This is a genomic window from Rhodococcus sp. 852002-51564_SCH6189132-a (genome assembly GCF_001665495.1).
Classification (GTDB): domain Bacteria; phylum Actinomycetota; class Actinomycetes; order Mycobacteriales; family Mycobacteriaceae; genus Rhodococcus; species Rhodococcus pyridinivorans.
The window spans coordinates 1-17249 of the sequence record NZ_LZMJ01000076.1 but is presented as its reverse complement, the minus strand read 5'-3'; the positions used below and the strand labels follow the sequence as shown (position 1 = coordinate 17249).

18 protein-coding genes are annotated in these 17249 nt (G+C 69.7%); 9 read left to right on the top strand and 9 right to left on the bottom strand.

Annotated features, from left to right (window positions below; all coding sequences use genetic code 11):
* Positions 1 to 155: 155 nt before the first annotated feature.
* Positions 156 to 713: an NAD(P)H-dependent oxidoreductase gene (locus A5767_RS19465; protein WP_064852958.1), complete on the bottom strand. Its 558-nt coding sequence runs from the start codon at positions 711 to 713 to the stop codon at positions 156 to 158.
* 128 nt (positions 714 to 841) lie between these two features.
* Here A5767_RS19465 and A5767_RS19460 point away from each other — a divergent pair, with 128 nt between their 5' ends.
* The 3 genes from A5767_RS19460 to A5767_RS19450 are packed head-to-tail and all read left to right on the top strand — an operon-like array spanning position 842 to position 2726.
* A complete protein-coding gene (locus A5767_RS19460) occupies positions 842 to 1486 on the top strand; it encodes a TetR/AcrR family transcriptional regulator (protein WP_050993422.1) in 645 nt (214 codons plus the stop codon).
* Positions 1487 to 1490: 4 nt separating this feature from the next.
* Positions 1491 to 2282, top strand: a complete 792-nt coding sequence (locus A5767_RS19455; protein ID WP_064852957.1) for an META domain-containing protein — start codon at positions 1491 to 1493, stop codon at positions 2280 to 2282.
* 24 nt (positions 2283 to 2306) lie between these two features.
* Positions 2307 to 2726, top strand: a complete 420-nt coding sequence (locus A5767_RS19450; RefSeq protein ID WP_231913236.1) for an META domain-containing protein — start codon at positions 2307 to 2309, stop codon at positions 2724 to 2726.
* Between the two features lie 21 nt (positions 2727 to 2747).
* On the opposite strand, the gene A5767_RS19445 is transcribed toward A5767_RS19450, so the two are convergent.
* Both A5767_RS19445 and A5767_RS19440 read right to left on the bottom strand, forming a co-directional pair.
* Entirely contained in the window at positions 2748 to 3296 is a 549-nt protein-coding gene (locus tag A5767_RS19445) for a nucleosidase (protein WP_006550382.1), read from the bottom strand.
* Entirely contained in the window at positions 3293 to 4093 is an 801-nt protein-coding gene (locus tag A5767_RS19440) for a fructosamine kinase family protein (RefSeq protein WP_006550381.1), read from the bottom strand. Before A5767_RS19440 ends, A5767_RS19445 begins: the two co-directional genes overlap by 4 nt.
* 77 nt (positions 4094 to 4170) lie before the next feature.
* On the opposite strand from A5767_RS19440, the gene nadE reads away from it, so the two are divergent.
* Positions 4171 to 5007 (top strand): ammonia-dependent NAD(+) synthetase, encoded by an 837-nt coding sequence (gene nadE / locus A5767_RS19435; RefSeq protein ID WP_006550380.1) that lies wholly within the window; start codon positions 4171 to 4173, stop codon positions 5005 to 5007.
* On the opposite strand, the gene A5767_RS19430 is transcribed toward nadE, so the two are convergent.
* Complete coding sequence (locus A5767_RS19430; RefSeq protein WP_006550379.1) at positions 5004 to 5282, bottom strand: MoaD/ThiS family protein; 279 nt, start codon at positions 5280 to 5282, stop codon at positions 5004 to 5006. The genes nadE and A5767_RS19430 overlap by 4 nt on opposite strands.
* Complete coding sequence (moaA, locus tag A5767_RS19425; RefSeq protein ID WP_039586034.1) at positions 5275 to 6333, bottom strand: GTP 3',8-cyclase MoaA; 1059 nt, start codon at positions 6331 to 6333, stop codon at positions 5275 to 5277. The genes A5767_RS19430 and moaA overlap by 8 nt, the downstream gene beginning before the upstream one ends.
* 129 nt (positions 6334 to 6462) lie before the next feature.
* Between moaA and A5767_RS19420 the strand changes: the two genes are divergently transcribed.
* The 4 genes from A5767_RS19420 (at position 6463) to A5767_RS19405 (ending at position 10714) form a co-directional block, all read left to right on the top strand.
* A complete protein-coding gene (locus tag A5767_RS19420) occupies positions 6463 to 7668 on the top strand; it encodes a molybdopterin molybdotransferase MoeA (RefSeq protein ID WP_039957738.1) in 1206 nt (401 codons plus the stop codon).
* A complete protein-coding gene (gene moaCB, locus A5767_RS19415; protein ID WP_024101436.1) occupies positions 7665 to 8663 on the top strand; it encodes a bifunctional molybdenum cofactor biosynthesis protein MoaC/MoaB in 999 nt (332 codons plus the stop codon). Before A5767_RS19420 ends, moaCB begins: the two co-directional genes overlap by 4 nt.
* Complete coding sequence (locus A5767_RS19410) at positions 8656 to 9069, top strand: molybdenum cofactor biosynthesis protein MoaE (protein ID WP_024101437.1); 414 nt, start codon at positions 8656 to 8658, stop codon at positions 9067 to 9069. The genes moaCB and A5767_RS19410 overlap by 8 nt, the downstream gene beginning before the upstream one ends.
* 223 nt (positions 9070 to 9292) lie before the next feature.
* On the top strand, positions 9293 to 10714 hold the full coding sequence (locus A5767_RS19405) for a DEAD/DEAH box helicase (protein WP_064852955.1): 1422 nt from the start codon (positions 9293 to 9295) through the stop codon (positions 10712 to 10714).
* Positions 10715 to 10843: 129 nt separating this feature from the next.
* Here A5767_RS19405 and A5767_RS19400 read toward each other — a convergent pair whose 3' ends face one another.
* The 3 genes from A5767_RS19400 to A5767_RS19390 are packed head-to-tail and all read right to left on the bottom strand — an operon-like array spanning position 10844 to position 13624.
* The gene (locus A5767_RS19400; protein ID WP_064852954.1) at positions 10844 to 11866 is read right to left on the bottom strand and encodes a CobW family GTP-binding protein; all 1023 of its coding nucleotides are present in this window, start codon (positions 11864 to 11866) and stop codon (positions 10844 to 10846) included.
* Positions 11867 to 11906: 40 nt separating this feature from the next.
* Positions 11907 to 12542 (bottom strand): MBL fold metallo-hydrolase, encoded by a 636-nt coding sequence (locus tag A5767_RS19395; RefSeq protein ID WP_006550373.1) that lies wholly within the window; start codon positions 12540 to 12542, stop codon positions 11907 to 11909.
* Positions 12539 to 13624 carry an S-(hydroxymethyl)mycothiol dehydrogenase gene (locus tag A5767_RS19390; protein WP_064852953.1) on the bottom strand — a complete coding sequence of 362 codons (1086 nt, stop codon included), beginning with the start codon at positions 13622 to 13624 and terminating at the stop codon, positions 12539 to 12541. The genes A5767_RS19395 and A5767_RS19390 overlap by 4 nt, the downstream gene beginning before the upstream one ends.
* A 333-nt stretch (positions 13625 to 13957) precedes the next feature.
* On the opposite strand from A5767_RS19390, the gene A5767_RS19385 reads away from it, so the two are divergent.
* Positions 13958 to 15736, top strand: coding sequence for a cutinase family protein (locus A5767_RS19385; RefSeq protein ID WP_064061571.1), 1779 nt, complete (start codon positions 13958 to 13960; stop codon positions 15734 to 15736).
* Positions 15737 to 15775: 39 nt separating this feature from the next.
* On the opposite strand, the gene A5767_RS19380 is transcribed toward A5767_RS19385, so the two are convergent.
* Positions 15776 to 17053 (bottom strand): LuxR C-terminal-related transcriptional regulator, encoded by a 1278-nt coding sequence (locus A5767_RS19380; protein WP_064852952.1) that lies wholly within the window; start codon positions 17051 to 17053, stop codon positions 15776 to 15778.
* Positions 17054 to 17249 lie beyond the last annotated feature (196 nt).

The following is a 17249-nucleotide window of genomic DNA, read 5'->3' as shown; positions in this document are numbered from 1 at the left end:
ATGCGACGAGCGACGAGCGGAGCGTCCGCGGCTCGGCCGGACCCTGCGTATACGCGGTGCCGGAGACCCGCGAGGTCTCCGGCACCGGGGGTGTCGGTCGGTCCGCCGGCCGCTCTCGGTGCCGGCGGTACCGGCAGGGACGACGGACGTCTCGATCAGGCGTCGGCGAGCACCTTGGTGGCGTCGGCCAGTGCGGCGACGACCGTTACGACCTGCTGCGCGGTCTCGGCGTGCTCCTTGGCGTGCTCGCCGCCGAACTTGCCGAAGGTTTCGCCGACCGACAGCGAGCCGCCGTCGACGACCTTGCCGCCGGCGATTCCGACGACCTTGACCGCGTCCTCGAGCGCCCACTTCGCAGCGTTCTGGCTGGGCGACTGGCTGACGAGGGCGACGGGCTTGCCGCTCAGTGCGCCGGCACCGTAGGGGCGCGACAGCCAGTCGACGGCGTTCTTGAGCACCGCGGAGACGGTGCCGTTGTACTCGGGCGTGACGATCAGCACGGCATCGACCTCGGCAGCGGCGTCGCGCAGAGCCACGGCAGCAGCGGGGGCAGCCTCGCCGTCGAGATCCTCGTTGTAGAAGGGAACGTCGGCGAGGCCCTCGTAGAGGGTCACCTCGACGTTCTCGGCAGCGACCGCAGCGGCGGTCTCGGCGAGCTGGCGGGAGACGGAGCCGTCACGCAGGCTGCCGACGAGGGCGAGAACTCGGGTCATGGGAACATCCTCGGGTCGAAGTGGTTGACTACGCAATTTTAAACGGACCGCGGTCCGCTTTATTCCCTGCCCCGCTAGAGTGTGACCTTGTGAACACTCGCCCCCTCCCGCACGCGGACGGTCGGGCGCTGCCTGCGGCGAACAGCCGGGCTCTCCCCCTGGCGGACGAACGACTCTCCGAACGGGGCGACGCAGCGCGCAATCGTTCCCGTCTGCTCGACGCCGCCGCCCTGCTCGTCGCCGAGCGCGGCGTCGATGCCGTGACGATGGACGCCGTCGCGGCGCGGGCCGGGGTCGGCAAGGGCACCGTCTTCCGCAGGTTCGGCTCCCGCGCCGGGCTCGTCCGGGCACTGCTCGACCACAGCGAGCGCGAGTTCCAGCAGGGCTTCCTGTTCGGCCCGCCACCGCTCGGCCCCGACGCCGAGGCCCTGGACCGGCTCATCGCCTTCGGTCGTGCACGCATCGAACTCGTCGAGGTGCAGGGCGAACTGCTCCGCGCGGCCGAATCCGCCACCGACTCCCACTACACCGCTCCCGCCCACCTGGTCTCGCTCGCCCACGTCGACGCACTGCTGCGTGCCGCCGGAGTCACCGGCGACACCCGATTGCTGGCGACCTCGCTGGTCGCGTCGCTCGAGGCCACCCTCGTGCTCCACCAGTGGCGCGAGCTGGGACATCCGCTCCGCCGACTCGCCGACAACTGGGCCGAACTCGCACACCGTGTCGTGACCGGTCGAGGTAGCCGCAAATCCGGGTCGAGCGCCGTACCGTAACGGCATGATTCGCACATTCCGGGTGCTCGCACTGGTCTCCCTGGCAGCGGTGGCCGCCGCGTGCAGCACCGATTCGGATTCGGCCGACGGCAACTCCGCGGAGGACCTCACCGGCCGCACCTTCGTCTCGACGAGCGTGAGCGGCACGCAGATTCCGGGCGCCGGACCCATGGTCGTCGAGTTCCCGGAGGACGGACGCATCTCGGCGACTGCCGGCTGCAACCGCTTCGTCGGCGGCGTCGACCTCTCCGAGGGCAGAGTGAAGGCGCCGGACCTGGCGAGCACGATGATGGCCTGCCAGCCGGAACGCGAGGGAGCCGATGCCTGGCTCACCACGCTGTTCGACGCCGAGCCGCGCTGGTCGCTCGACGGGAACACCTTCACGCTCACCGGCGACGACATCACGGTCTCGCTCGAGGACGAGAAGGTCGTCGACCCCGATCTGCCGATCACCGGCACCGAGTGGGTGGTGACCTCGCTGCGCACCGCCGACGCCGTCGTCAGGTCGGTCGCCCTGGAGAACGCCGCGCCGACGCTCACCCTGGCCGACGACGGCACCCTCACCGGGAACACGGGGTGCAACGAGTTCGGCGGCAGCGCCGAGGTGGGCGACGATGTCATCCTGTTCGAACCGCTCACCATGACCCGCGCGGCCTGCGCCGATCCCGAGCTCGCCGACATCGAGACGCACGTCCTGAACGTGCTCGCAGGTGAGACCACCTACATCGTCCGGGGCTCGTCGATGATTCTCACCGCAGCGAACGGCACCGACGGACTGGAGTTCACGGCCCGCTGATCCCTCCTCGGTACCGTGAGACCCATGCCGGGAGCAGTCCGCGTGGTCGTCGTCCTCGCACTGGGTGCGCTGCTGTCCGGGTGCGGAGTGTTCGGGTCGTCGCCGTCCGACCCGATCGGTCGCCGTTACATCTCGACCGAGGTCGAGGGGCGGCCGATCCCCGGCGGCGGTCCGCTCCAGTTGTCGTTCCCCGCTCGGGAGCGGGTCGCGGCGTCCGCCGGATGCAACCGGTTCACCGGCACCGCCGACCTGTCCGGGAGCAGGATCCGCGCCGGGACGCTCGCGTCCACGAGAATGGCGTGTCCTCCCCCGCGCGACGGCGCCGACGACTGGGTACGGACGCTGTTCGCGGGCACACCCCGGTGGACTCTCGACGGGGAGGTGCTCACCCTGACCACCGGCGCGGTGACCGTCACCCTCACCGAACGTACGGACGGGCGCTGAGATCGTTCGACAGCGAATCGTTCAGTAACGCTCGACGAGCCAGCGGGCGAGTTCCTGCGCGCTGCGGTCGACCTGCTTCGGCCAGTCGAGCGCCGAATCGTCGGCCCGGTCGCTCACGTGCTTGACGAGCCGGCACCGCGCGCCCATGCGGCGGGCGGCATAGGCAACCGCGAAGCCCTCCATGTCGACGAGATCGGCGCGCGCGGACAGCGCGTCGCGGATCTGGGCGTCCGAGACGAACGAATCACCGGTGGCGAGCACGCTGCCGTCACCGTCGTCGATCTGCACGACGTCCTGCACGGGATGACCGAGGCTCTTCAGGATCTCGCTGCTGATGTCGTGGTTGATCGCGGCGGACGGCAGGAACAGTCCCGAATGGTGGGTGTGCAATGCGCCGGCGGTGCCGATGTTCACGACGAGCGGCCGCGCGTCGGCCGGATACCCCGCGAGCGCCGCGGTGACGGCCACCGCTGCGTCGACCTTCCCGATCCCGGTGATCACCGTCTCGTAGCGTTCCGGGACGTGCGCCGCCTCGGCGCGGGTCGCGGATACGACGAGGATCCCGTTCACGTACTGCCTCCGAGTTCGAGGGTCGCGAGTGCCGCCCGGTGCAGCTCCCGCCCGTACCCGGCACCGTATCCCGCGGCGTGCACCGCCAGTGGATGCAGCTGGTGCACGGGCACCCGCTGCTCCCACCCGACGCGTAGCGGATGCGCCGCCTCGTAGCCGTCGACGACCCGGCCCAGGTGCGGGCAACCGAAGAGCGCGAGCATCGCCAGATCCGTCTCGCGGTGGCCGCCGTGCGCGGCCGGATCGATCAGGACGACGCCGCGCGGCGACCACAGCACGTTGCCGTTCCACAGGTCTCCGTGCAGGCGCGAGGGCGGATCCTCGTCGTCGAAGGCTCCGGCGGCGACGAGATCGCAGGCGGCCTCGATGTCGTGGCACTGACGGCCGGTGACGCTGCCCGCCTCGACCGCGATGCGCAGGAAGGGCAGCACCCGCTCTGCGACGTAGAACGATCCCCAGGTGTCGTGCACGGTGCGGCTCATGGGGCGGCGGCCGATGAACAGCTGCCCGTCGTAATCGTCGGGTGCCGCACCGAAACCGGCGGCGCCCACGTCGTGCATCCGGGCGAGTGCCGCACCGAACTCCCGTGCGGCCTCGGCGGACGGGGATGCCTCGGCGATCCGCTCGAGTTCGATGTGGTGCTCGCTCACCGACCGCACCGCCACCACCGGCATACCGGCCTCGGCGAGCCAGGCCAGACCGGCCGCCTCGGCCCGGAAGAAATCAGGATGGGTGTGCGGGTCGTGTTTGCGGAAGACGTCTCCGGTGCTCACCCCGAAGAGTCTGCCCGACCGCACACTTCGTCCCGCCCTCTTCGCCCACCCTCTTCTCCGTTGTATCGCAGCAGTAACACAGGAACGCTAGGGTCGTGAAGATGACGAACCTTCGCGATCGGATCATCGAAGAACTCGGGGTGAAACCCTCCATCGACCCGCGCGCCGAGATCGACGCGCGGGTGCAGTTTCTCGCCGACTACCTGCGCAGCACTCCCGCGAAGGGATTCGTGCTCGGCATCAGCGGCGGGCAGGACAGCACCCTCGCCGGCAAGCTCGCCCAGCTCGCCGCGGAGAAGCTCCGCGCCGAGGGCCACACGGCGGAGTTCGTCGCGGTCCGCCTGCCCTACGGCAAGCAGGCCGACGAGCACGACGCCCTCGTCGCATTGGAGTTCATCGGAGCCGATCGCACTCTCGGTGTGGATGTGAAGCCCGGCGCCGACGCGACGGCTTCGGAAGCGGCTCGCGCGCTGTACGGCACCGAGACGCGTCTGCGCGACTTCGTGCGCGGCAACATCAAGGCCCGCGAACGCATGATGATCCAGTACGCGATCGCCGGAGAACTCGGCTACCTCGTGGTCGGCACCGACCACGCCGCCGAAGCGGTGACCGGTTTCTACACCAAGTACGGCGACGGCGGCGTCGACATCACTCCCCTGGCCGGTCTGACGAAGCGGCAGGGTGCGGCGCTGCTGCGCGAACTCGAAGCACCCGAGAGCACCTGGATCAAGATCCCCACCGCCGATCTCGAGGACGACCGTCCCGCGCTGCCTGACGAGGAAGCGCTCGGCATGGCCTACAGCGAGATCGACGACTATCTCGAGGGCAAGGACGTCACCGACGACCTCGCCAAGCGCCTCGAGGCCAAGTTCCTCGACACGCGGCACAAGCGCGTGATGCCCGTGGGGCCCTTCGACACCTGGTGGCGTGAGGATTAACCACCCGCGAAGGGCGGCAGGACGTCCACTCGGGACCCGGCCGGCCGGCCGAGGTCCCGGGTGAGTTCGCCCGTGCCGCCGTCGCCGGGTTCGAGCAGGAAGGCCGCCACCGACAGGACCCGCTCCATATCGGCGCCGTAACGATCGACGAGGACGGCACGCAGCGTGCCGAGATCGGCGCCTTCCGGCAGGTCGATCGTGTCCTTCTCGCGTCCGGCCGCATCTGCTGCGGCCGCGAAGTACCGCACCTCGATCCCCGTCGTCACCTCAGCCACCGATAGCTCCCATGCTCCGCTGCGGCGGCGCGAAGTCCGCCGCGTCCATGCCGTGTCCGGCCCACTTGTTCCACATCGCCCCGCGCCACAGCGCGGCGAGTTCGTCGTCGGTGGCGCCGCCCCGCAGAGCGGCGCGCAGGTCGGTCTCCCGGTCGCTGAACAGGCAGGACCGGACCGTTCCCTCGGCCGTCAACCGCGTGCGGTCGCAGTCGCTGCAGAACGACCGCGTAACCGACGCGATGATCCCGACGGTCGCCGGTCCGCCGTCGACGAGCCAGCGTTCGGCCGGCGCGGACGGGTCCTCGCGTTCGGTCTCCGTGAGCGTGAACCGCTGCCCGAGCACGTCGAGCAATTGCTGGGCCGGCACCATCTGCGAGCGCGCCCAGTTCTGATCGGCGTCGAGAGGCATCTGCTCGATGAACCGCAGTTCCACGCCCTCGTCCAGGCACCACGCGAGCAGATCGGCCGCACCTTCGAGGGTTTCCGGCATCAGGACAGCGTTGATTTTGACCCGACCCAGTCCGGCGGCCACCGCGGCGCGGATACCGTCGAGCACCGAATCGAGCCGATCGCGGCGCGTGAGCCGCGCGAAGTGCTCGCGGTCGATGGTGTCGAGGGAGATGTTCACGCGGGTCAGTCCGGCGTCCGCCAGCGCCCGCGCACGGTGCCGGAGACCGACCGCATTGGTGGTCAGCGCGATCGGCAGCCCCGGCGTCTGCTGCGCGCATCCGGCGACGATCTCCTCGAGATCGCGGCGCATGAGCGGTTCCCCACCGGTGAAGCGCACCTCGTGGACACCGAGTCGACCGGTCGCGATGCCCACCAGACGCACGATCTCGGCGCTCGCGAGCAGCTGGTCGCGCGGAATCTCGGGAAGGCCCTCGGCCGGCATGCAGTAGGTGCAGCGCAACGAGCACTTCTCGGTGAGGGACACGCGCAGGTCGCGGGCGATGCGACCGAAGCGATCGAGAAGCTCGGGCACGTCGGGCCGATCGGACGCGTCGTCTGCGCGATCGCGCACGACCGGGATGCCCATGTCCACCGCTGTCATACGACCATCGCTTTCATACAGCCCAGTATGCCCACAACCGCCGATCGTGACATCGCATCCGGACAGACGGGGCACACGCGGCGCGTCGTGGGCGGCGGGGCACGGCCCTCGTGTGCCTAGGATGGCGGCATGACGAGCGGCAGGCGGTCCGTGGAGGAACACGAACAGCACGTGGCGGCGTTGCTCGACCCGTTGCGGAAGAAGAGCCCATTGCGTGTGCCGCTCGCGCACGCGCTGCACCGCACCCTCACGGAGGACGTCGAGTCGCCGCTGGACCTGCCACCCTTCCGCAACTCCCAGATGGACGGCTACGCCGTCCGCGCCGGCGATCTCGCGTCGACCCCCGCCGACCTGCCCGTCCAGGGCGTGCTGGCCGCGGGCGACACCGTCGCGGCACTCGAACCGGGGCACGCGCTGAAGATCATGACGGGCGCTCCCGTCCCGGACGGCGCCGACGCCGTCGTCCCGGTCGAGGACACCCGTGCGACCACCCCCGACTCGGACGGCGCCGGCAGCGTGACCGTCGAGCGCAGCGTCACGCCCGGAGCCTATGTGCGTGAGGCGGGAACCGACGTCTGCAAGGGAGATCTGCTGCTTCCCGCGGGCACGGTCCTCGCCGCCCGACACATCGCCGCGCTCGCCGCCGTCGGCCTCACCTCGATCCCTGTCCGCGCACGGCCGCGGGTCGCGATCATCTCGACCGGCAGCGAACTCGTCACGGCCGGGAGCGAACTCGGGCCGGGCCAGATCTTCAACTCGAACGGACCGGCGCTCGCCGCGAGCGCGTCGGCCAACGGTGCCGACGTCGTGACCATCGACCACTGCCACGACGATCCGGAGGAGTTCGTGACGATGCTCGAACATGCCGTGGGCGTCGCCGACGTCGTGTTCACCTCCGGCGGAGTGTCGAAGGGCGACTTCGAGGTCGTGAAGGACACGCTCGCGCCGCGGGGCGGGCAGTTCGTCTCGGTGGCGATGCAGCCGGGCGGCCCTCAGGGCACCGCCGTGGTCGACGGCGTGCCGATCCTGACCTTCCCCGGCAATCCTGTCAGCGCGCTCGTCTCGTTCGAGGTGTTCGCGCGACCCGCACTGCGGGCCGCCGCCGGCTATCCGCCCGTCGTGTGCGAGAGCTTGCCGCTCACCGAGGATCTCACGTCGATCCCGGGACGCCGGCAGTTCCTGCGCGGGCGACTCGACGAGAAGGGGGTGACCCCCTTCCGCGGGCACGGGTCGCATCTCGTCGCCGGACTCGCCGCCGCCGACGTGCTCCTCGACATCCCCGCCGACACCACCTCCCTCGAAGCCGGAGACCTCGTGAAAGTACGGATCCTGTGACCGACCTCAGCCACCTGGACGACCAGGGACGCGCCCGCATGGTGGACGTCTCCTCGAAGACCGACACCACACGGATCGCCGTGGCGGCAGGCGAACTCGTCACCACTCCCGAGGTGGTCGCGCTCGTCCGCGCCGACGACATGCCCAAGGCCGACGTCCTGGCCACGGCCCGCATCGCCGGCATCGCGGCGGCGAAACGCACCTGGGAGCTCATCCCCCTGTGCCACCAGCTGGCGCTGTCGTCGGTGAAGGTGATGTTCGACTTCACCGACACCTCGATCACGATCGAGGCCACCGCGAAGACCAAGGGCCCGACCGGAGTCGAGATGGAGGCGCTCACCGCGGTCGCCGTCGCCGGCCTGACCCTGCACGACATGGTCAAGGCCGTGGATCCGGCCGCCGTTCTCGACGGCGTGCGGCTGATCTCCAAGGAGGGCGGCAAGCGCGGCCACTGGACCCGTGACGACGCACCCGGCCGGGACGGGACCCCCGGGGCCGGCGAACAGCCCGTGGAGAAGACCGGACGCTCCGCCGCCGTGGTCGTCGCGTCGACCGGTGTCGCCGCGGGCACCCGCGAGGACCGCACCGGACCGCTCATCCGGTCGTGGCTCGAGGACAAGGGATTCGCGGTCCGCGGTCCCCTCGTCCACGCGGACGCCGACATCGCAGCCGGTCTCGCCGACGCGGTCCGTCCGGGCCCTGCCCTGGTCGTGACGACCGGCGGAACCGGGGCGTCGCCGACCGACGCGACCCCCGAAGCGACTCTCGCCCTGCTCGATCGTGAACTGCCCGGCATCGCGGAGTCGATCCGGCAGCGCGGACTCGAGGCCACCCCGCACGCCGTGCTCTCGCGCGGCGTCGCCGGTCTCGTCGGCCACACGGTCGTCGTGAACCTGCCCGGCTCGCCCGGCGGGGTGAAGGACGGTCTCGCCGCCCTCGACCCGATCCTCGACCATCTGTTGGCACAAGTCGCAGGAGGCGGCGCTCATGAGTGAACTACTGGCCCGGATCTCCTCGGAACCGCTCGATCCCGCAACGGTGGACGCCGCGGTGGCAGGCGCCGAACACGGTGCGGTGGTGCTCTTCACCGGTGTCGTCCGCAATCACGACGGTGGACAGTCGGTGACCGCGCTGCAGTACCAGGCACATCCGGATGCCGAAACGTTCCTGCGGCGGTGCTGCGAGGACGTCGCGGCGAAGTCCGGGCTCCCGGTCGCGGCGGTGCACCGAGTGGGCGATCTCACCATCGGCGATCTCGCGCTGGTCGCGGCGGTCGCCGCCCCACACCGCGCAGAAGCCTTCGCCACCTGCGCCGAACTGGTCGAACGCATCAAGGCCGAAGTGCCGATCTGGAAGCGTCAGCACTTCACCGAGGGTGCCTCGGAGTGGGTGGGTCTGTAGTCACATCAGGGACTGACGCACCCCGTGCGGTAGGGTGACATGGTTCGGGCGTCACGACGACGCCCACCGTCGTGGGATACCGGCGGCCCGGGATCGTGCCCGGCCCGCATGCACAGATGCAGTACGCACAGATGCACCGGCCTTCCTTGCGGCGATCGCACAGCACCACGGGCACACGGTCCGTCGAGTGCACACACGCCGCATCGAAAGGCAGCGCTGTTACATGACCACATCTTTCTCCGATCTCGGGGTGCCCCGCCCGCTCGTCGCCACGCTGAACGACGCCGGGATCACCAGCCCCTTCCCCATCCAGGTGGACACCCTCCCCGACACCCTCGCCGGTCGTGACGTGCTCGGACGCGGACGCACGGGTAGCGGTAAGACCCTGGCCTTCTCGATCCCGCTCGCCGCTCGACTCGCCGGCAGGAGCACCAGGGCGGCAGGCCGTCCGCGTGGCCTGATCCTGGCTCCCACCCGCGAACTGGCGACCCAGATCGCCGCGGCCATCGAACCGCTCGCGCATTCGTCGGGTCTGAAGGTCACCACGATCTTCGGCGGCGTGTCGCAGAAGCGCCAGGTCGAGGCCCTCCGCCGCGGCGTCGACATCGTCATCGCCTGCCCGGGCCGCCTCGAGGACCTCATGCGCCAGAAGTTCGTGGTGCTCGACGACATCGAGGTCACAGTGCTCGACGAGGCCGATCACATGGCAGACCTCGGCTTCCTGCCCGGCGTCACCCGCATCCTGACGGCGACACCGAAAGACGGTCAGCGCCTGCTGTTCTCGGCCACCCTGGACAACGGCGTCGACAAGCTCGTCAAGCGGTTCCTGAAGAACCCGGTCATGCACTCGGTCGACGAGGCCACCTCCCCCGTCGCCGCGATGACCCACCACGTCTTCGACGTCGCGGGCATGGATACGAAGAAGGACCTCGTCCGCACTCTCGCATCGGGAACCGGTCGCCGAATCCTGTTCATGCGCACCAAGCATCAGGCCCGCAAGCTCGCCAAGCAGCTCACCGACTCCGGCATCCCAGCGGTGGACCTGCACGGCAACCTCTCCCAGAACGCCCGCGACCGCAATCTCGCCGCGTTCTCGTCGGGCGAGGCGCGGGTGCTCGTGGCGACGGACGTCGCCGCACGTGGTGTCCACGTCGACGACGTCGAACTCGTCGTGCACGTCGATCCCCCGGCCGAGCACAAGGCGTACCTGCACCGCTCCGGTCGCACGGCCCGCGCCGGCAGCACCGGCGACGTCGTCACCGTCGTCCTACCCGACCAGCGCAGGGATCTCGCGGCCATCATGCGCAAGGCCGCCATCGACGTCACCCCCATCAAGGTGACGGCGGATTCCGAGCACGTGCTGAAGCTCGTCGGCGAGATCGCGCCGTACGTCGCGCCGGCACCTAGGCAGGCTTCCGCGCCGTCGCGTCCGCAGCGCAACGGCGGCAGCCGCCGTTCGTCGGCTCCCCGCCAGGGCTCCGGTTCGGGTCAGCGTTCCTCGTCGAGCGGACAGCGTTCCGCCGGTGGTCAGCGCTCCTCGGGTGGGCAGCGCGCAGCCGGCGGTCAGCGTTCGGCCGGTCAGGGCGCCGCAGCTGCCACCGGTGGCCGTCGTCGTCCCCAGCGCCGTACCTCCGCCGCTCGCTGAGCCGAAAGGCCGGCCTCCCGCGTCAGCGGGGGTGAGTCGGCCTTCCGCCTCAGCGGGATGAATCGGCCTGCCGCCTCAGCGGGATGAATCGGCCTTCCGCCTCAGCGGGGCGTGAATCGGTGTATCGCCTCAGCGGGGCGTGAATCGGTGTATCGCGTACATCGCGTCCGCGGACACCGGTTCGGTCGGCACACAGCGGCGTAGTCGCTCGCGTACGTCGTCGGAGTCGAGATCGGCCCCGATGACGACGAGCTGCGTCCCGTCGGGCACGTCGTCGCCGCGACCCGCCGGTTCGAACCTGATGTGGTCGCCGACGGTGTGCAACAGATAGGTGCCGGTGTCCAGTCCGGCAACGACTCGCACGTATCCCTTGATACGGAACACCCCTGCGGGCTGGTTCTCGAGGAAATCGACCAGCACGCGGGGGTGCAGTGCATCTGCTGACTCGAAGGTGATCGCGTCGTAGCCGTCGTGCAGATGGGTGTGCTCGTGGTCGTCCTGCTCGTAGAGCAACCGGTCGAGGGTGAGCTGCTCCCCCGGCTGCGGACCCGGCCGCTCCGGGATGTCGAACAGCAACGCCGGGTCGATGCGACCGTGATCGGTCGAGACGACCGCGGCGCGGGAGTTGAGCCGGCACAGGCGCGTCAGCAGATCGTCGTGGGCCTCACCGTCGATCCGGTCGGTCTTGTTGATCAGCACCAGATCGGCGAGCGCCACGTGCTGTTCGAGCTCGGGATGCTGCTCGGCGGTCGCGTCGAACTCCACCGCGTCGACGACCAGCACGAGGCCACCGTAGGAGACGTATTCGTTCTCCGAACCGGCGACGAGCCGGATCATGTTGCGGGGCTCGGCGAGTCCGCTCGCCTCGACGACGATCACGTCGAGATCGGACGAGCGGTGGGCGAGCTTGTCGAGCATCGCGTCCATGTCACTGACATCGACTACGCAGCACAGACATCCGTTGCTCAGCGAGACCATCGAGTCGACCTGCCCCGCCACCATCATCGAATCGATGTTGACGGAACCGAAGTCGTTGACGATCACACCGATCCGCGCACCACGGGTGTTGCGCAGCAGGTGGTTGAGCAGCGTCGTCTTCCCCGCGCCGAGAAATCCGGCCACCACGATCACCGGGATCTGCTTCTTCGCCATGGTGGTGAGACTAGCCGTGCGCTCGTACGCACCGGCAGCATCAGCTGCCGCGCTTGATCCACTCCTCGAGGTGCGGCGACTCGGTGCCGATCGTGGTGCCGTCGCCATGACCGGTGTGCACCTTCGTCTCCGCGGGCAGGACGAACAGCTTGTCGCGGATCGACCCGATAATGGTCGGGAAGTCCGAGAACGAGCGGCCCGTTGCGCCCGGTCCGCCGGAGAACAGGGTGTCGCCGGTGAACAGCTCACCCGCTTCCGGCAGGTACAGGCAGGTCGAACCCGGCGAGTGACCCGGCGTGGCGATCGCCTGGATGTCGGTTCCGGCCACCCGGATCCGCTCCCCGTCCTCGAGCGTGCCGTGCGCGACACCCGGGTGGGTCATCTCCCACAGCACGTCGTCGGCCGGGTTGAGCAGGATCGGCGCGTCGAGCTTCTCGGACAGCTCCGGCGCCACGGTGATGTGGTCGTTGTGTGCGTGCGTGCACACGATCGCCACGACCTTCCGTCCACCGACGGCGTCGATGATCGGCTGCGCGGTGTGCGCGGCGTCGATCACCACGACCTCGGAGTCGTCGCCGACGAGCCAGATGTTGTTGTCGACCTCCCATTCGCCGCCGTCGAGCGCGAAGGTGCCCGACGTGACGACCCGGTCGACGCGGATCGGCGAGGTGCTCACAGGACCACCACCGAACGGAGGACCTCACCGCGGTGCATCGTCTCGAACGCCTTCTCGACGTCGTCGATGCCGATGCGCTCGGTGACGAACTTCTCGAGCGGCAGGCGTCCCTGCTGGTACAGGTCGACGTAGGTCGGGAAGTCGCGCTCGGGCAAGCAGTCGCCGTACCACGAGCTCTTGAGCGAGCCGCCGTGCGAGAAGAAGTCGATCAGCGGCATCTCGAGGGTCATATCCGGGGTGGGTACACCGACGAGGACGACGGTGCCGGCGAGGTCGCGGGCGTAGAAGGCCTGCTTGTAGGTCTCCGGCCTGCCCACCGCGTCGATGACGACGTCCGCACCGAAACCGCCCGTCAGATCCTTGATCGCCTCGACCGCGTCGACCCCGCTGGAGTTGACGGTGTGGGTGGCACCGAGGTCGGTGGCCCACTCGAGCTTCTTGTCGTCGCGGTCGACGGCGATGATCGTGACGGCACCTGCCAGGCGCGCACCCATGATCGCGGCGTCGCCGACACCGCCGCAGCCGATGACGGCGACGGACTGGCCGCGGGTGACTCCGCCCGTGTTGACGGCGGCACCGAGACCGGCCATGACACCGCAGCCGAGCAGGCCGACGACGGCCGGATCGGCGCTCGGGTCGACCTTGGTGCACTGACCGGCGTGGACGAGGGTCTTGTCGGCGAACGCGCCGATGCCCAGCGCCGGAGTGAGTTCGGTGCCGTCCTCGAGTGTCATCTTCTGGGTGGCGTTGAAGGTGTCGAAGCAGTACTGCGGCTGACCGCGCTTGCATGCGCGACACTGACCGCACACCGCGCGCCAGTTCAGGACGACGAAGTCGCCCACGGCGACCGAGTCGACGCCCTCACCGACGGATTCGACGACACCGGCGGCCTCGTGGCCGAGCAGGAACGGGAACTCGTCGTTGATGCCGCCCTCGCGGTAGTGCAGATCGGTGTGGCACACGCCGCACGCGGCGATCGCGACGACGACCTCACCGGGGCCGGGATCGGGGATCACGATGGGCACGACCTCGACAGGCGCTCCCTTCGAGCGAGCGACGACTCCGCGGACTGTTTGCGACATGCTGTCTCCGTTTCGTGATGCGACCGGCAGTATCCGGTGTTTCCGACTTCCGGTGATTCCGACCCTAGCCACTCCCGCGGCGCTCTGCTCCTGATCGTTCGGCGGGCCCGACCCAGCCGAACGGCCAGTCGCTGAGCGGCGAACTCGAATTGTCCGATTGGCGCATTTCCCTTGGATTTCGCGGCTCGGTGTTCGCGCCTGCATTTCTCCGTCGCCACCTCGGTAAACCCGTGTCGATGTAACGCTGCGAGCGACCTTCACGAAATCCGTTACGACCCGCCGCACTTCGGCGGGCCGGCAATTCCTCGGTCAGAAACGGATTGGTAGAGGCCCATGGCACTTCGAAAGTCGCTGTCGCGTCGGCGGATTCTCGCCGGCGTCTTCGCCCCCACCGCGCTCGGAGTCGTGGCAGCGGCCGCGATCGTGCTTCCGCAACAGGACACCCCCACCGTTGCCGACCCGTACCTCGCCGGCCTGGCGAAGACCACCGAATGTCACGACATGGTCAGCCTGGGTATCGGCGGTCGCGGTGACATCCCTCGCGACGAGTCGAAGATGCTCGTCGACGAGAACGGCAACCGCCTTCCCGCCGCCCAGCAGGGCGCCTACCGCAGCCATTGGGTCGAGCCGGTCATCAGCGCACCGCTCGAGAACCACGAGGCCGGCGACGGCTACGCGGCCATCTACATCGAGTACCCGGCCGACCTCGCCAGCTACGAGAACGCCGTGAACAAGGGCGCCGAGAACACCATCGAGGTCATGAAGGCCATCCGGCGGTCCTGCCCCGACACCCAGTTCGCCATCGTCGGGTTCAGCGAGGGCGCCGACGTCGCGCGCCGCGCCGCGATGCAGATCGGTGCGCAGGAGCAGAGCGAGGACGGTTCCTGGGAGATCATCGATCCCGACGCCGTCAGCGGCGTGGTCATCCTCTCCGACGCGGGCCGCGAGGCCGGAGAAGGCTTCTTCCCCGGCGCGGAAAACGGCACGAACCCCGACGGCTTCGATCGCCCCTACCAGCCGGGCAGCGACGCCGTTTCCGGACGCGGTGTCCTCCCCGACACGAACGGTGGTTTCGGTCATCTCGCCGGCAAGGTCGCCTCGTTCTGCTCCGAGGGCGACTTCACGTGCTCGGCACCCGAGAACATCGCGCTGATCGAACTGCTCGCGAACGTGGGTCGTCAGGTCAACGGCGACGCCCTCGAGCGTGAGGGACTGACCCCCGCGACCGGCGCCGACCTGGCCCAGGTCGTCGGCCGGGTCGCGCTGCTCGCCCTCGCCGACATCTCGGCGAATCCGGACTGGATGCGGTCGGACGAGACTTTCCTCGAGGTGCTGATCAAGGTCTCCGACCCGAGCTACGATCCCGCCGCCCGCCCCACCACGCCTGTGGCTGCCGACGCCGACTCCGGCGCCACCCGTGAGGACGGTGCCGAGGCGCCGATCCCCGCGGAGCGTCTGTCGAACCTCGCGTACCTGCCGGAGAAGATCGTCAAGGAGGTCGTCGGGTTCATCCGGAGCAACCAGAACACCCTCGCGGTGGTGCTTGCCGACCCGTACGACCAGACCTTCGGCTACGACCGTGAGAACGACGACCACTACGGGCACCACTTCGACTACTGGGACGACGACATCGACGGCAAGGGCACGTCCACCGTCGAGTACGCCGCCGCCTGGCTCGAGCACCTGGCCCGCCAGGCCAAGGAGGGCAACGCGGTCGATGCGAACAAGGTCGACAAGGCCGCGGTGCTGATGATCGCCGAGGAGACGGCGAAGGCCGAGACCGCCGAGGCGTCCACCACGCCGGAGACCTCGCCGTCCTCGACTGTGACCGACGATGCGACGGTCGCCGACAGCAGCGTGCCCACCCCCGTCGACGCTGTCCCGGCTCCCGCAGGCGACCCCGCTGCACCGGTGGCCCCGCCTGCACCTGAAGCGGGCGTGACGACAGCCACGCCCACCCCGATGACCACCACGGCTCCGGTCTCCACCCCGTCGGAGACCACGACTCCGGCCACGGGCGAGACCACCACGGGCGCCGGGTCGACCACCTCCTCCGGAACGCCCACGACGACCGTCGCCCCGACGACCACGTCGCCGGCACCGGCTGCCTGACCGTCCTCGACGGGCCACCCGACGACCGAGAACTCGGCGTCAGCCCGCGGCGCGGACCCCGGCCTCTGCACCGAGAGCCGCGGCCTCACCGCGAGTGCTGACGCCGAGTTTTCGTAGTACGCCGGCCACGTGGAACTTCACCGTCGACTCGCTCACGCCGAGACGTTCGGCGATGACGCGGTTGCGCCGTCCGGCCACGAGATGTTCGAGGACCTCGATCTCCCGGGGCGCGAGCGCGGCGAGCGCATCGAGAGCGGGTCCGTCCGTCGCAGCGATCGGCAGGTCGAGCGGGAAGCTCACCGCGATCCGTGTGCCCCAGCCGGGGGTCGACTCGGATTCGATTCCACCGCCGAGGGTTTCGACGCGGTCGCGGAGCTGGCGCCCGAGTTCGACGACGTCGATCTCGCCGCTGCCGTCGTCACGCACGTCCACCAGCAGGGTCGAGTCGTCGCAGGTCCACGCGACGCGCACCCGCGTCACGTCGGTCTGACCGGACATCGCCAGCACCGCGCCCCGGGCGATCGCGCGGGCCGCGTGCGCGACCTCGCCGGGCAGTCCCCGCCCACCCACCGGCGGAGCGACCATCTGCAGGTCGAGCGGGCGGTGCCGCACCAGATCGCGCAGTTCACCGTGGAGTCGCGCGAACGCGGTGGTCAGTGCCTCCTCCGCGAGTTCGCGGTGCAGGTCCACCGCCGATCGCAGGCCGATCAGGGCCTCGGTCGCCGTCTCCCGCGCCGTGGTCCGGGCACGGGTGTCGTCGAGATCCTTCGACCGCAGGGTCGCGAGGATCGTCTCGAGGGTCACGGCATGGGATTCGGTGAGCTCGGCGACGGTGCGGGCCCGCTCCGCGGAGGCGGCCCGCGATTCCGCGAGATATGCCGGGCTGGCGGTGTGCACCTGCAACCGGATGCCGGTCGCGACCACGCCGAACGCCGCCCGCACGAGAACGAGGGCCGCGGAGGTGGCCCGGGCCCCGCGAGGCACGAACACCAGGAGCGTGTCGGTGCTGTCGAGGATCGCGCACACCTCACGATCGCGACCAGCGAGACGGAAGCTGCCGCGGCGGATCTCCCCCGCGGCGAGGTCGTTCCGCACCCGATCCAGCTCGGCGATGGTCACCCGGTCGACGATCGACGGGTCGCCGGCCACCTTCCGCGGCCGGCCGGTGCATTCCCTCGTGAAGATCACCAGGGCACTGTGCGGAGCGAGGTCGTCGACATAGGTGGAGAATCGCTGCGCGATCTCCGCGAGCGGACCGGTGAGGACGTCGCGCAGCTCGGCGATCAGGACCTCAGGGCGACGGGCAGCGGGACTCACATGCCCACGATATCGGCGTCCACCGGCGCCTTCCCGGAGGAGCCCCGGCCCCTGCCGACGCGCGCATCGCGTACTACGCCACTTCGGCCCCTCGGACCCCGGCCGGCGGTAACATTCCGATCACTGGGGCGACATCGATTCCTCGTCCGTGGGAGGTGCTGCGAACAGTGGCGGACCCCCGCGCGACGACGGGCAC

Bases quoted from the DNA above. Each gene is read 5' to 3' on its own strand.
- A5767_RS19465 (WP_064852958.1), bottom strand. From the start codon at position 713: ATGACCCGAGTTCTCGCCCTCGTCGGCAGCCTGCGTGACGGCTCCGTC.
- A5767_RS19455 (WP_064852957.1), top strand. From the start codon at position 1,491: ATGATTCGCACATTCCGGGTGCTCGCACTGGTCTCCCTGGCAGCGGTG.
- A5767_RS19450 (WP_231913236.1), top strand. From the start codon at position 2,307: ATGCCGGGAGCAGTCCGCGTGGTCGTCGTCCTCGCACTGGGTGCGCTG.
- nadE (WP_006550380.1), top strand. From the start codon at position 4,171: ATGACGAACCTTCGCGATCGGATCATCGAAGAACTCGGGGTGAAACCC.
- moaA (WP_039586034.1), bottom strand. From the start codon at position 6,333: ATGACAGCGGTGGACATGGGCATCCCGGTCGTGCGCGATCGCGCAGAC.
- A5767_RS19420 (WP_039957738.1), top strand. From the start codon at position 6,463: ATGACGAGCGGCAGGCGGTCCGTGGAGGAACACGAACAGCACGTGGCG.
- A5767_RS19410 (WP_024101437.1), top strand. From the start codon at position 8,656: ATGAGTGAACTACTGGCCCGGATCTCCTCGGAACCGCTCGATCCCGCA.
- A5767_RS19405 (WP_064852955.1), top strand. From the start codon at position 9,293: ATGACCACATCTTTCTCCGATCTCGGGGTGCCCCGCCCGCTCGTCGCC.
- A5767_RS19400 (WP_064852954.1), bottom strand. From the start codon at position 11,866: ATGGCGAAGAAGCAGATCCCGGTGATCGTGGTGGCCGGATTTCTCGGC.
- A5767_RS19390 (WP_064852953.1), bottom strand. From the start codon at position 13,624: ATGTCGCAAACAGTCCGCGGAGTCGTCGCTCGCTCGAAGGGAGCGCCT.
- A5767_RS19385 (WP_064061571.1), top strand. From the start codon at position 13,958: ATGGCACTTCGAAAGTCGCTGTCGCGTCGGCGGATTCTCGCCGGCGTC.